The sequence below is a fragment of the Streptomyces sp. NPDC052496 genome, assembly GCF_040679095.1.
Lineage (GTDB): Bacteria > Actinomycetota > Actinomycetes > Streptomycetales > Streptomycetaceae > Streptomyces.
Genome location: NZ_JBFAUH010000030.1, coordinates 67,878 through 81,452 on the forward strand (window position 1 = coordinate 67,878; position 13,575 = coordinate 81,452).

The 13,575-nt window shown below is 71.0% G+C and carries 12 protein-coding genes; 9 read left to right on the forward strand and 3 right to left on the reverse strand.

What is annotated here, in order from left to right:
• Positions 1-237 precede the first annotated feature (237 nt).
• The 6 genes from AB0L45_RS32560 (at position 238) to AB0L45_RS32585 (ending at position 6,783) form a co-directional block, all read left to right on the forward strand.
• Positions 238-1,506, forward strand: a complete 1,269-nt coding sequence (locus tag AB0L45_RS32560; RefSeq protein WP_365846413.1) for an extracellular solute-binding protein — start codon at positions 238-240, stop codon at positions 1,504-1,506.
• A 101-nt stretch (positions 1,507-1,607) separates the two neighbouring features.
• Entirely contained in the window at positions 1,608-2,486 is an 879-nt protein-coding gene (locus AB0L45_RS32565) for a sugar ABC transporter permease (RefSeq protein WP_365846477.1), read from the forward strand.
• A complete protein-coding gene (locus AB0L45_RS32570) occupies positions 2,483-3,337 on the forward strand; it encodes a carbohydrate ABC transporter permease (protein ID WP_365846415.1) in 855 nt (284 codons plus the stop codon). The genes AB0L45_RS32565 and AB0L45_RS32570 overlap by 4 nt, the downstream gene beginning before the upstream one ends.
• A gap of 1 nt (position 3,338) precedes the next feature.
• Positions 3,339-4,967 (forward strand): glycoside hydrolase family 13 protein, encoded by a 1,629-nt coding sequence (locus AB0L45_RS32575; protein WP_365846417.1) that lies wholly within the window; start codon positions 3,339-3,341, stop codon positions 4,965-4,967.
• Entirely contained in the window at positions 4,964-6,040 is a 1,077-nt protein-coding gene (locus tag AB0L45_RS32580; protein ID WP_365846419.1) for a LacI family DNA-binding transcriptional regulator, read from the forward strand. Before AB0L45_RS32575 ends, AB0L45_RS32580 begins: the two co-directional genes overlap by 4 nt.
• 86 nt (positions 6,041-6,126) lie before the next feature.
• Positions 6,127-6,783, forward strand: coding sequence for a 1,4-alpha-glucan branching protein (locus AB0L45_RS32585; protein WP_365846421.1), 657 nt, complete (start codon positions 6,127-6,129; stop codon positions 6,781-6,783).
• Between the two features lie 27 nt (positions 6,784-6,810).
• On the opposite strand, the gene AB0L45_RS32590 is transcribed toward AB0L45_RS32585, so the two are convergent.
• The 3 genes from AB0L45_RS32590 to AB0L45_RS32600 all read right to left on the reverse strand — a co-directional run bounded on the left by AB0L45_RS32590 (position 6,811) and on the right by AB0L45_RS32600 (position 8,466).
• On the reverse strand, positions 6,811-7,365 hold the full coding sequence (locus tag AB0L45_RS32590) for an EF-hand domain-containing protein (RefSeq protein ID WP_365846423.1): 555 nt from the start codon (positions 7,363-7,365) through the stop codon (positions 6,811-6,813).
• An 82-nt stretch (positions 7,366-7,447) separates the two neighbouring features.
• Positions 7,448-7,639, reverse strand: coding sequence for a DUF397 domain-containing protein (locus AB0L45_RS32595; protein ID WP_365846425.1), 192 nt, complete (start codon positions 7,637-7,639; stop codon positions 7,448-7,450).
• Positions 7,636-8,466 carry a helix-turn-helix transcriptional regulator gene (locus AB0L45_RS32600; protein ID WP_365846427.1) on the reverse strand — a complete coding sequence of 277 codons (831 nt, stop codon included), beginning with the start codon at positions 8,464-8,466 and terminating at the stop codon, positions 7,636-7,638. Before AB0L45_RS32600 ends, AB0L45_RS32595 begins: the two co-directional genes overlap by 4 nt.
• A gap of 149 nt (positions 8,467-8,615) precedes the next feature.
• Between AB0L45_RS32600 and AB0L45_RS32605 the strand changes: the two genes are divergently transcribed.
• The 3 genes from AB0L45_RS32605 (at position 8,616) to pulA (ending at position 13,326) form a co-directional block, all read left to right on the forward strand.
• Positions 8,616-9,098 carry an ATP-binding protein gene (locus tag AB0L45_RS32605; protein WP_365846429.1) on the forward strand — a complete coding sequence of 161 codons (483 nt, stop codon included), beginning with the start codon at positions 8,616-8,618 and terminating at the stop codon, positions 9,096-9,098.
• Between the two features lie 114 nt (positions 9,099-9,212).
• A complete protein-coding gene (locus AB0L45_RS32610; RefSeq protein WP_365846431.1) occupies positions 9,213-10,628 on the forward strand; it encodes an alpha-amylase family protein in 1,416 nt (471 codons plus the stop codon).
• A gap of 52 nt (positions 10,629-10,680) precedes the next feature.
• Entirely contained in the window at positions 10,681-13,326 is a 2,646-nt protein-coding gene (gene pulA / locus AB0L45_RS32615; protein WP_365846433.1) for a pullulanase-type alpha-1,6-glucosidase, read from the forward strand.
• Positions 13,327-13,575: the final 249 nt, after the last annotated feature.

Here is a 13,575-nt window from a genome sequence, read left to right on the forward strand (position 1 = left end):
GGGGTGACGGGCCTATGGGCGCTCGCGGCCCTGGTGAGCGGCTTGCGGGGGTGCGGTGGGCGCGGCGTGCGCGGGCGCCGCCCCCACCGAAACCTTCCTGAGACCTTGCAGAAATTTGCCGCAAGGTCTTTCGAATTCATTTCCACGCTGTTACGTTCCTGTCCGCCATCACAGGCGTTCCGAACGGCCGAGCGAGGCGTTCCGGCGCCATCTCGGGCGTCCCCCTAAGGAGTTCACATGCGGCGTGGCATAGTGGCCACCGCGTTGGTCGCGGGTCTGGCACTGACGGCGACAGCGTGCGGAGGTGGCGGCGGCGGAGGCGACCAGCAGAGCGGTGGCGAGCTGTCGGGCACCGTGACCTTCTGGGACACCTCCAACGACGCCGAGAAGGCCACGTACAAGAAGCTGGCCGAGAGCTTCGAGAAGGAACACCCGAAGGTCGACGTCAAGTACGTCAGCGTCGCGTTCGGCGAGGCCAACGCCAAGTTCAAGAACGCCGCGGGGGCCGGTGCGGGCGCCCCCGACGTGATGCGCACCGAGGTCGCCTGGGTCGCCGACTTCGCCAACCTCGGCTACCTCGCCCCGCTGGACGGCACCCCGGCCCTGGACGACGCCGGTGACTACCTGCCGCAGGCCCTCGGCAGCACCAGGTTCAAGGACAAGACCTACGCGGTGCCGCAGGTCACCGACACCCTCGGCCTCTTCTACAACAAGCGGCTGCTCAAGCAGGCCGGTGTCGGGGTGCCCAAGACCTTCGCCGAGCTGACCGCCGCCGCCAGGCAGATCAAGGAGAAGACCGGCGCCACCGCGCTGTACCTGCGCGGCGACGACCCGTACTGGTTCCTGCCGTACCTGTACGGCGAGGGCGGCGACCTGGTCGACGCCCGCGACAAGATCGTCACGATCGACGACGACGCCGGCGTCAAGGCGTTCAAGGCCATCAAGGACCTGGTCGACTCCAAGGCCGCCGTCACCGACGCCACCGACGGCCAGGAGAACCAGCTCAAGGCCCTCAAGGACGGCAGCGTCGCGATGGCGGTCAGCGGTCCGTGGGACATCGAAGGCGTCCGCGCGGGCAAGGAGTTCAAGGACAAGAAGAACCTGGGCGTCGCGCCCGTACCGGGCGGCAGCGCCTCCCAGGGCTCCCCGCAGGGCGGCTGGAACCTCTCCGTCTACGCGGGCTCGAAGAACCTCCAGGCGTCCTACGCCTTCGCCAAGTACATGAGCTCGGCGAAGATCCAGCAGCAGACCACCGAGCAGCTGAGCCTGCTGCCCACCCGCAAGTCCGTCTACGAGATCCCGTCTGTCAAGAACAACGAGATGGTCGGCTTCTTCAAGCCCGCCGTCGAGAAGGCCGTCCAGCGCCCCTGGATCGCCGAGGGCAACGCGCTGTTCGAGCCGATCAAGGTCCAGATGAACAAGGTCCTCACCGGCGCCAGCACCCCCGAGCAGGCCGCCAAGGCCGTCGGCGACAGCTACCGCAAGCTCCTCAAGGACTACAAGTGACGGACACCGCACAGCTGTCCCGGACCCGGCGGAAGGAGGCCGCCGCCGCACCGCCGGGCCGGGTGCGCAGAACCCTGAGCACCCACTGGTACGCCTGGACCATGGTCGCCCCGGTGGTCCTCGTCATCGGCGTCATCATCGGCTACCCGCTGGTCCGCGGCGTGTACCTGTCGCTGACCGACGCCAACGAGGCCAACGTCGAGCGCAACATCGGGATGAACCACATCCCGGCCACCTACAAGTTCACCGGCCTGGACAACTACACCGCGGTCCTCGGCGACAGCGTCTTCTGGGGCCGGCTCGGCTGGACCGTGGTGTGGACGGTCGCCTGCGTCACCCTCACCTTCGCCATCGGCCTGACCCTCGCCAACCTGCTCAACCGCACGCTGCGCGGCCGCACTTTCTACCGGCTGGCGCTGATCCTGCCCTGGGCCATCCCCGCCTTCGTCTCCGTCTTCACCTGGCGGCTGCTCTACAACGAGAAGAACGGCCTGCTGAACAAGCTCCTGGCGGGCGGCGGCATCGACGCGGTGCCGTGGCTGAACGACCCGACCTGGGCCAAGCTGTCGGTCATCGCCGTCAACGTCTGGCTGGGCGTACCGTTCATGCTCGTCGCGCTGCTCGGCGGTCTCCAGTCGATCCCGGGCGAGCTGTACGAGGCCGCCGAGATGGACGGGGCCAACGCCTGGCAGCGGTTCCGCAACATCACCCTGCCCGGTCTGCGCGGCGTGAGCAGCACCGTGATCCTGCTCTCCACCATCTGGACGTTCAACATGTTCCCGGTGATCTACCTGCTCACCCGGGGCGGCCCCGGCGACGCCACCGAGATCCTGGTGACGTACGCCTACCGGCTCTCCTTCGTCGACAGCCCGCGGGACTTCGCCGGCTCGGCCGCCTGGGGCGTGCTGATCCTGCTCCTGCTGTCGCTGATCGCGGTCGTCTACCGGCGCTCGCTCCGCAAGCAGGGAGAAGTCTGGTGAACCGGACCACGAGTACACGCAACCAGCGCAACCGGCGCGGCCCGCTGGCCTCCGCCGGCCTGCACCTGACCCTGCTGACCGCCGCCGCCGTCGCGGTCTTCCCGCCGCTGTGGCTGCTGATCACGTCCTTCAAGCCGAAGAACGACGCCTTCTCCACCGAACTGGTCACCAACTTCACCTTCGCGAACTACCGGCACGTGATCGCCGACACCCAGTTCCTGACCTGGTTCGGCAACTCCCTGGTGGTCGTCGGCATCACCACCGCCGTCGGCGTCTTCGTCGCGGCCACCACCGGCTACGCCGTCAGCCGCTTCCGCTTCCCCGGCATGCGGCCGCTGATGTGGCTGCTGCTGATCACCCAGATGTTCCCGGTCGCCGTGCTGATCGTGCCGCTGTACAACCTGATGGCGAGCCTGGGCCTGCTCAACCAGCCGGCCGGCCTGGTCGTCACGTACCTGACCATCGCCGTCCCGTTCTGCGCCTGGATGATGAAAGGGTTCTTCGACACCATCCCGGTGGAGATCGACGAAGCCGGACGCGTCGACGGCCTCAACCCCTTCGGCACCTTCTGGCGCCTGGTCCTGCCGCTCGCCCGCCCCGGCCTGGCCGTCACCGGCTTCTACACCTTCGTGACGGCCTGGGCCGAGGTCGCGTACGCCTCCGCCTTCATGACCGGCGAGGAGAACCTGACCCTCGCCGGCGGCCTGCAGACCTTCGTCAACCAGTACGTCAACGACTGGGGCTCGATGACCGCCGCCGCCGTGATCATCGCGGTGCCCGCGGGTCTGGTCTTCGCCTTCGCCCAACGCCACCTCGTCGCCGGACTGACCTCCGGCACCACCAAGGGATGACATGACCACCGAGCACCACACCCATGGAGCGACCGCCGACGCCGCGGACCCGGCCGCGTCCGCAGCCACCCAGTGGTGGCGCGACGCGGTGATCTACCAGGTCTATCCGCGCAGCTTCGCCGACGGCAACGGTGACGGCATGGGCGACCTGCCCGGCATCCGTACGCGCCTGCCGTACCTGAAGGACCTGGGCGTCGATGCCGTCTGGCTCAGCCCCTTCTACTCCTCCCCGCAGGCCGACGCGGGCTACGACGTCGCCGATTACCGCGTCATCGACCCCGCCTTCGGCACCCTCGCCGACGCCGAGGCCGTCATCCGCGACGCGCACGGCCTGGGCCTGCGCATCATCGTCGACGTCGTCCCCAACCACTGCTCCGACCAGCACGCCTGGTTCCGGCAGGCACTGGACGAGGGCCCCGGCTCGACGCTCCGCGACCGCTTCCACTTCCGCAAGGGCCGCGGCGAGAACGGCGAACTCCCGCCCAACGACTGGGAATCCGTCTTCGGCGGCCCGGCCTGGACCCGCGTCGCCGACGGCGAGTGGTACCTCCACCTCTTCGCCCCCGAACAGCCCGACTTCAACTGGGACAGCCCGGCCGTCCAGGACGAGTTCCGCTCCATCCTGCGCTTCTGGCTCGACCTCGGCGTGGACGGCTTCCGCATCGACGTCGCCCACGGCCTGGTCAAGGCCCCCGGCCTGCCCGACATGGGCCGCACCGGACAGCTCAAGCTGCTCGGCAACCAGGTGCTGCCGTTCTTCGACCAGGACGGCGTCCACGAGATCTACCGCTCCTGGCGCCGCGTCCTGGACGAGTACGCGGGCGAGCGCATCGGCGTCGCCGAGGCCTGGACCCCCAGCGCCGACCGCACCGCCCTCTACCTGCGCCCCGACGAACTCCACCAGGCGTTCAACTTCCACTACCTCGGCACCGCGTGGGACGCCGCCGCCCTCCGCGCCGCCATCGACGACTCCCTCGACGCCATGCGGCCCGTAGGCGCCCCCACCACCTGGGTCCTGTCCAACCACGACGTCGTACGGCACACCACCCGCCTCGGCGGCGACGGCCGCCGCGCCCGCGCCGCGGCCCTGCTGATGCTCGCGCTGCCCGGCTCCGCGTACGTCTACCAGGGCGAGGAACTGGGCCTCCCCGAGGTCACCGACCTGCCCGACGAGGTCCGCCAGGACCCCGCGTTCTTCCGCGGCGACGGCCAGGACGGGCTGCGCGACGGCTGCCGCGTCCCGATCCCGTGGTCCGGCGACACGGCACCGTACGGCTTCGGTACGGGTGGCAGCTGGCTCCCGCAGCCGCCCGAGTGGGCGCGCCTGAGCGTCGCCGCCCAGACCGGCGACCCGGCCTCCATGCTGGAGCTGTACCGCGCCGCCCTCGCGCTGCGCCGCAGCCACCCCGGACTCGGGGCGGGCGACGCGGTCGAGTGGCTGGACGCCCCCGACGGCGTCCTGGCCTTCCGGCGCCCCGGCGGCTTCGTGTGCACGGTCAACACCACGTCGGAGCCCGTACGCGCCCCCGTCCACCCCGGCTGGCGCCCGCTGCTCTGCTCCGTCGAACTCCGCACCGTGGACGACGAACTCACCCTCCCGGCGGACACCGCCGTGTGGTGGGAAGCGTGACCGACCACACCGAGGCGCCGCCGGCCGGGGGCAGCGGCCCCCGGCTGGCGCGCATCGCCGCGCAGGCCCAGGTCAGCGAGGCGACCGTCAGCCGGGTGCTCAACGGGAAGGCGGGCGTGGCCAGCGGCACCCGGCAGCGGGTGCTGGCCGCCCTCGACGTGCTCGGCTGCGAACGCCCCGTACGGCTGCGCCGCGCCAGCGCCGGACTGGTCGGCCTGATCGTCCCCGAGCTGACCAACCCGATCTTCCCGGCCTTCGCCCAGCTCATCGAGCAGGCCCTGGCCGGCCACGGCTACACGCCGGTGCTGTGCACCCAGCTCCCCGGCGGCGCCACGGAGGACGAACTCGTCGAGCAGCTCGAAGCCCGCGGCGTCACCGGCATCATCTTCCTCTCCGGCCTCCACTCCGACAGCACCACCGACCCCACCCGCTACACCCGCCTCACCGACCGCGGCCTCCCGTACGTCCTCATCAACGGCTACCACGAGGGCGTCGCCGCGCCCTTCGTCTCCCCGGACGACCGGGCCGCCGCCCGCATGGCCGTACGCCACCTCGCCGAACTCGGCCACCGCGACATCGGCCTGGCCGTCGGCCCGGTCCGCTACGTCCCGTCGCGCCGCAAGGCCGAAGGCTTCGTCGCGGCGCTGACCGAGACGTTCGGCCTGCGGACGGGGCGGGCCGAAGGGCTCGTCCGGCACACGCTGTTCGGCGTCGAAGGCGGTCACGCGGCGGCGGCGTCGCTGCTGGACGAGGGCTGCACGGCGATCGTCTGCGGCAGCGACCTGATGGCCCTCGGCGCGGTACGGGCGGCCCGCCAGCGCGGCCTGGACGTACCGGGCCGGATCTCCGTCGTCGGCTTCGACGACTCCCAGCTCATCGCCTTCACCGACCCGCCGCTGACGACCGTGCGCCAGCCGGTGCGGGCGATGGCCTCGGCGGCCGTGGACGCGCTGATCGAGGAGATCCGCGCCCGCGAGGACGGCGACCGCTCACCGGACCGGCACACGGAATTCGTCTTCCAGCCGGAGCTGGTGGTGCGCGGCTCGACGGCGCGGTTACCGCCCGCGGCGTGATAGGCGGCGAACACGGGTGGCAGGATGCACCGGAGCACCACCAGTCACCCGGTCACCGTGACCGGACTCGGGAAAGGCGGCGTCCCATGTCCATCATCCACCGCACCACCCTCTCGCCCACCAAGCTGGAGCTGCTGGCCTCCTGGCTCCCCGCCCAGCCCTGGTACGCCGGCGACGGGACGGCCCCGGACCTCACCAAGGCCGGCGGCTTCCGCCTCGACGACCCGGCGGGCGAGGTAGGCATGGAGTTCATGGTCGCCACCGACACGGCCGGCCCCGCCCCCGTCCACTACCTCGTCCCGTTCACCTACCGCGGAGCCCCCCTCCCCGGCGCCGGCCACGCCCTCATCGGCACCCTGGAGCACGGCGTACTCGGCAAGCGCTGGGTCTACGACGGCACCCACGACCCGGTCCTGGTCACCCAGCTCTTCGCCTTCCTGACCGGCACGGCCGAAGCCCACGCCCAGAGCGAGAACGACACCCTCGACCCCACGGTGCGGGCCCACTTCGCGGAACCGGACCACGGGACGGTACAGGGCCCCGAATCGGTGGCCCAGAACCCGTCCAGCACCGACATCCTCATCCACACGCCCCGCCCCCTCGTCCTGCGCGTACACCGCGTACTGACCACGGCCGCCGACAACGACGACACCCCCCTGGGCCACATCAGCGCGACGTGGACCGAGGCACCGGGGGAGCGGGCGCGCGGCGTGTTCGTCACGGTGCATGAGGCGTCGGCCTGACGGTCGGGGCCGGGGCCGGGGCCGGCCTCACGTGATCAGCGGCGAGCCCAGCAGCCAGTTGCCCGGGGCGTCCGGGTCGGGGCTGAGGTAGAACTCCTCGATGGCCTTGCGGAATTCGGCGTGGCTGATGGCACCGTCGCCGTCGCGGTCCAGCCGGTGGAAGGCGGGGGTCGAGGTGGCCGGCTCGATGTGCAGGGCCTCGTACATCCGCACGTACTCGTCCTGGCTGAGCATGCCGTTGCGGTCGGTGTCGAGGGCCTGCATGAGCGCGTCGACGATCTGGAGCACGACGTGCTCGAAGGTCTTCGGGTCGGTGACGTGCGAACGCATCAGGCCGATGAACGCCTGGCGGCTCACCCGTCCCTCGCTGTCCGTGCCGCCCGCGTCCCGCAGCACCTCCCACCACCGGCCGAACGCCTCCCGCAGCGCGGCCCGGTTCTCGTGGTCCTCAGGCTTCGCGATCGCCATGAACAGCCCGGCCATCACCTCGAAGTCCTCGTGGGTCAGCCAGCCGTCCTCGGTCCGGTCGAACCAGTCGAAGAGGATGCTGAACTTGCGGTCGAGGGTGTCGCTCGTCGCCATCGGAACCCACCGTTCTCTCGAATGCGGCCAGAACCGCATCCATGCAACTGCCACCCGGGGCGGCGGGCAATGACGGTTCGGGTCAGGTTGCCCGGCGGGTGGCGTAGAGGAGGAAGGCGGTCCAGGCGTGGGGGGAGACGGTGAGGCGGGGGCCTCGGGTGTTCTTGGAGTCGCGGATGCGAATGACGGTGGGGGAGGTGGCGATTTCTACGCAGCTGTCAGCATCGCCGCTGCTGTAGCTGGACTTGTACCAGGACAGGTCAGTGGTGCTCATAGTGCTCCTCGGATCCGCTCCAGCAGGCTCACGGATTCGTCCAGCGTAAGGGCCTGCGAACGCATCCTGGCATACCGCCTCTGCAGGATGCTGACCTCCTTCGGATCCGAGATCAGGTGGCCGGTGCGCTGCCCTTCGGAGTACCCGTACCACCGGTTGCGCTGGGTTTCGAGCAGTTGCAGCGGGCCGCCGAGCCCAGCATGGTCCTCCCGCACCAACGGCATGACCTGGATTTCCACGTTCCGGAGAGTCGCGCATTCCAGCACGTGGTCGATGAGTTCCCGGGTGACATCCGCGCCGCCGGTACGCCTCAGGAAGAGGCTCTCTTCGAGAATGAAGCTGAACGTGGTGTTCGGCCTCTCACGGAGGAGGCGTTGACGTTCCATTCGTGCCGTGAGCTGAATTTCGACCTGTTCGTCGGTCAGCGGCGGCACGAGGGTGTCGAACAGGCTACGCGCGTAAGCCTCGGTCTGCAGCAGGCCCGGGACCATCCGGCACTCGTAGGTGTACAGGTTGATCGCACGCTCCTCCAGGGCCGCCCATTGCCGGAACCACGCTGCCAGGCCAGGCTTACGGGCCAGGTGCTTGGCCGCTGCCCGCAACACCCCGAACGCGCCCAGCACTTCTTCCGCCCGCCCGATGAAATCCGGCGGCGCGAGCCTGCGGCCTTGCTCGATCGACGCGATGGTCTCCGGGGAGAACCGCACCAACGTAGCCAGGCCCTCCTGCGTAAGCCCCGCCCGTTCCCGGAACACCTTGACCACGGCCCCGAAGCTTTTGAGGCTGTCCGTGCCTTCGGGCTCGTTCTTGTCTGCGCTGTCTGCCATGGGTCGGCACCTCCGAGGGGTCTACGCACACAATCGGGACATGGTTACGGCCTGTGACCCGTACCGTCCACCCTGCGCACCCGTACGCTGACGTTCCGTACGGGCGGAAAGCCTGGCCACCCCCGTCCTGAGCGGCAACCGTTGCCCCCATGCCAACCCACCTCATCACCCGCCCACCCCACCCACCCGTCACCGTACGTGTGTTCACCCAGCGCTTCAGCAGTACGCGGCTCGGGGCGCGCCTTGCGCGTCATCTCGCTGTGCATCGGCTCGACGCGTGGGGGTTTCCGTACGGCACCGGGTTCTCCGATGACGTCGGTGCCGTCGTGGGGGAGCTGGCGGCCAACGCCGTGACGCACGGCCGCGTGCCCGGGCGGGACTTCGAGTTGCGGCTCGCGGTGCTCGGAGGGCTCGCCCGTACGGGAACGCTGCGGATCGAGGTGACCGATACGCGGACCGAGCGACGGCCGCCCGGACCTGACGGGCTCGTGGACGCGCCGCCGGACGCCGACGGGGGCCGCGGCCTGACCGTCGTGGCCGCGCTCGCCACCCGGTGGGCTGTCCTCGACCGGGCGGGAGTCGGCAAGACCGTGCGCGCGGAGCTGGACCTGGCGCCGGGGGCTTACGGGTAGGGCGTGTGCCGGGCGCGGCACAACTCCTCTGCAATCCCTTGCGCAAACTCTTGCAGCAATCAACCACGGCGGATAGAACAACGGCTGAACCCCTCCCACCCTCAGGAGGACACCATGGCAGTCCGCATCCGCCGGCACCGGTCCGCCCGCAGACCGGTGGCCGCCGCGCTCGCCCTGCTCTGCGGCGCGGCGGCAGCCGTCCTCGCCCCGCCGCCGCAGCCCGCGCAGGCGGCCCCGCCCGGGGCGAAGGACGTGACCGCAGAACTCTTCGAGTGGCGGTACGACGCGGTGGCCAAGGAGTGCAAGGACACGCTGGGCCCCGCCGGGTACGGCTTCGTGGAGGTGTCGCCGGCCACCGAGCACATCCAGGGTGGCCAGTGGTGGACCTCGTACCAGCCCGTCAGTTACAAGATCGCCGGGCGGCTCGGTGACCGCGCGTCCTTCAAGAACATGGTCGATGCCTGCCACGCGGCGGGGGTCAAGGTCGTCGCGGACGCGGTGATCAACCACATGTCGGCCGGGTCGGGTACGGGGACCGGCGGCTCGTCGTACACGAAGTACGACTACCCGGGGATCTACCAGCGGCAGGACATGGACGACTGCACCGGGCGGATCACGGACTACCGCGACCGGTGGAACGTGCAGCACTGCGAACTGGTGGACCTCGCCGACCTGGACACCGGTGAGCCGTACGTGCGGTCCCGCATCGCCGCGTACCTGAACGACCTGCTGTCGCTCGGCGTGGACGGCTTCCGGATCGACGCGGCCAAGCACATGCCGGCGGAGGACCTGGCCGCCGTCAAGCGGCAGTTGAAGGATCCTTCCGTCTACTGGAAGCAGGAAGTGATCTACGGAGAGGGCGAGGCCGTCTCGCCCACCGAGTACCTGGGCAACGGTGACGTACAGGAATTCCGGTACGGGCGCGACCTGAAGCGGGTGTTCCAGAACGAGAAGCTGGCGTACCTGAAGAACTTCGGGGAGGGCTGGGCGTACCTGCCCTCCGGGAAGTCCGGTGTCTTCGTCGACAACTGGGACACCGAGCGCAACGGTTCCACCCTCAGCTACAAGGACGGCGCGGACTACACCCTCGCCAACGTCTTCATGCTGGCGTGGCCGTACGGGGCGCCGGACGTGCACTCCGGGTACGAGTTCGCCGACCACGACGCGGGCCCGCCCAACGGGGGCGCGGTGCGCGCGTGCTGGCAGGACGGTTGGAAGTGCCAGCACAACTGGCCGGAGATCCGCGCCATGGTCGGCTTCCGCAACGCGACCCACGGCACGGCCGTCACCCACTGGTGGGACAACGGCAACGACGCCATCGCCTTCGGACGCGGCGAGAAGGGCTACGCCGTGGTCAACCACGAGAGCAGCGCGCTGACCCGTACGTTCCAGACCGGGCTGCCGGCCGGCACGTACTGCGACGTGCAGAGCCGCAAGCCGGTGACGGTGGGCGGGGACGGGCGCTTCACCGCCACGGTCGCCCCGAACACGGCGCTGGCGCTGCACGTCGGCGCGCGCAGCTGCGGCTGACCGCTCCGCCCGATGCCCGGCCGGCCCCCGAACGTCCTGAAGGAGTCCTTACGTGAGGCGCACCCTCCGCCGTACCGTCGCAGCCGTGGCCATGGCCCTGTGCGCGGCGGTCCTGCCCGCCCCGCTCCCAGCGAATGCCGAACCGCCGCCGCCGACGGCTCCGGCCCAGGCGGCAGCGCAGTGGATCGACCGCGACACCGTGGTCTGGAAGGGCGCCCGGCACGCGGACGCCCGGCTGGAGTTCGGGACGGCCGGACCGGACCGGCCGACGGGGCGGATACGGCTGACACCCACCGCCCTCACCCCCGCCGAGCAGGCCGCGTACCCGCACCTGAAGCACTTCCCGGCGTTCGCCGTCGACCCGCGTGACCGGAAGCTCGCCGCCACCGCCCTGCGGGACCGGCTCGTCGCCGTCCAGCCGGACGCGGACGGGCGGCCCGTCAGCACGGGCGTGCAGATCCCGGGCGTGCTGGACGACCTCTACGGGCCGGCCGCGGCCGGGGCGCCGCTCGGCCCGGTCTTCCGCCGCGGCCGCCCCACCCTCTCCGTCTGGGCGCCGACCGCCCGCACCGTCGCGCTCGAACTCGACGGCCGTACGGTGCCGATGCGGCGGGACGACGCGAGCGGCGTGTGGCAGGCGCGGGGCACACGCGGCTGGGCGGGCAAGCCGTACCGGTACGTGGTGACCGTCTGGGCGCCGAGCGTCGGCCGCTTCGTCACGAACAAGGTCACCGACCCGTACGCGACCGCCCTGAGCGCCGACTCCGCGCGCAGCCTCGTCGTCGACCTCGCCGACCCGCGCCTCGCGCCGAAGGGCTGGGACCGGCTCAGGAAGCCCGCCGCGGTGCCGCTGAACCGGGCCCGCATCCAGGAACTGCACATCCGCGACTTCTCCGTCGAGGACCGCACCTCGCGCCACCCGGGCCAGTACCTCGCCTTCACCGACCGCCGCTCGGCCGGGATGCGGCACCTGAAGGCCCTCGCCGACGCCGGGACCTCGTACGTCCACCTGCTGCCCGCTTTCGACATCGCGACCGTCCCGGAGCGGCGCGCCGACCAGGCCCGGCCGGACTGCGACCTGGCCGCACTGCCCGCCGACTCCGAGCGGCAGCAGGAGTGTGTGGGGAAGACCGCCGCGCGGGACGCCTACAACTGGGGGTACGACCCGTTCCACTACACCGTGCCGGAGGGCTCGTACGCGTCCGACCCGGATTCGCCGCGCGCGCGGACCGTGGAGTTCCGGCGCATGGTGCAGGGACTGAACGGCGCCGGGCTGCGCACCGTCATGGACGTCGTCTACAACCACACCGCCGCGAGCGGGCAGAGCGCGCTGTCCGTCCTGGACCGCATCGTGCCCGGTTACTACCACCGGCTGCTCGACGACGGCTCCGTGGCCACCTCCACCTGCTGCGCGAACACCGCGCCCGAACACCTGATGATGGGCCGGCTCGTGGTCGACTCGGTCGTCACGTGGGCCAGGCAGTACAAGGTCGACGGCTTCCGGTTCGACCTCATGGGGCACCACCCGAAGGCCAACATCCTCGCCGTACGCAAGGCCCTGGACGCGCTGACCGTCGCCGAGGACGGCGTGGACGGCAAGGCGATCGTCCTGTACGGGGAGGGCTGGAACTTCGGCGAGGTCGCGGACGACGCGCGCTTCGTGCAGGCCACCCAGCGGAACATGGCGGGCACCGGGATCGCCACCTTCAACGACCGCGCCCGGGACGCCGTACGCGGCGGCGGCCCCTTCGACCCGGACCCGCGCGTCCAGGGCTTCGCCTCCGGCCTCCTCACGGACCCCAACCCCTCGCCCGCCAACGGCAGCCCGGCCGAACAGCGCGCCCGCCTGCTCCACTACCAGGACCTGCTCAAGGTCGGCCTCACCGGCAACCTCGCCGACTTCACCTTCACCGACACCTCCGGCCGTACGGTCAAGGGCGCGCAGGTCGACTACAACGGCAGCCCCGCCGGATACGCCGCCACCCCCGCCGACGCCCTCGCGTACGCCGACGCCCATGACAACGAGACGCTCTACGACGCCCTCGCCTACAAACTCCCGCAGGGCACCTCGCCCGCCGACCGCGCCCGGATGCAGGTCGTGGCCATGGCCACCGCCGCGCTCTCCCAGGGCCCGGCGCTCTCCCAGGCGGGCAGCGACCTGCTGCGGTCGAAGTCGCTGGACCGCAACTCGCACGACAGCGGCGACTGGTTCAACGCCCTGCACTGGGACTGCCGGGACGGCAACGGCTTCGGCCGAGGCCTGCCGCCCGCCGCCGACAACAAGGACAAATGGCCCTACGCCCGGCCCCTGCTCGCCGACCCCGCCCTGCGCCCCGGCTGCGCGCAGATCACCGCCGCCTCCGCGGCCTACCGCGACCTGCTGCGCATCCACGCCGCGGAGCCGGCCTTCGGCCTGGACAGCGCCGCTGCCGTACAGCGCACGCTCTCCTTCCCGCTGTCGGGGACGGCCGAGACGCCGGGCGTGCTGACCATGCGGCTCGGCAAGCTCGTGGTGGTCTTCAACGCGACGCCGCAGCGGCAGCTCCAGCGCGTACCGGCGCTCGTGGGCGCGCGGTACGGCCTGCACCGGGTGCAGGCGCGCGGCGCGGACCCGGTGGTGCGGCAGGCGTCGTACGAGAAGCGGACGGGGACGTTCGCGGTCCCGGCGCGTACGGTCGCGGTGTTCGCCGCGAAGTAGCCGCGGCGGCAGCCCGGCCGGGTGTGCTGGTCGGGGCCGTCCATGGGCCGCCCTGCCCATGGACGGCCCATCCGCCGGTGGCGGTCCGGGGCCCGTCTCCCCCGTGGATCCTTCCCATGGTTCCCCCATCCGTCCGCCGGAGCGGACTCCATGGGCCCCCGTGATCCCGTGCCCTCAGGCCCCGGTGACACCACTGTGAGCCCCCTGGGAATTGTCCGAAAGCCCTGGAGGCGCCGGACAAAGGGCCGG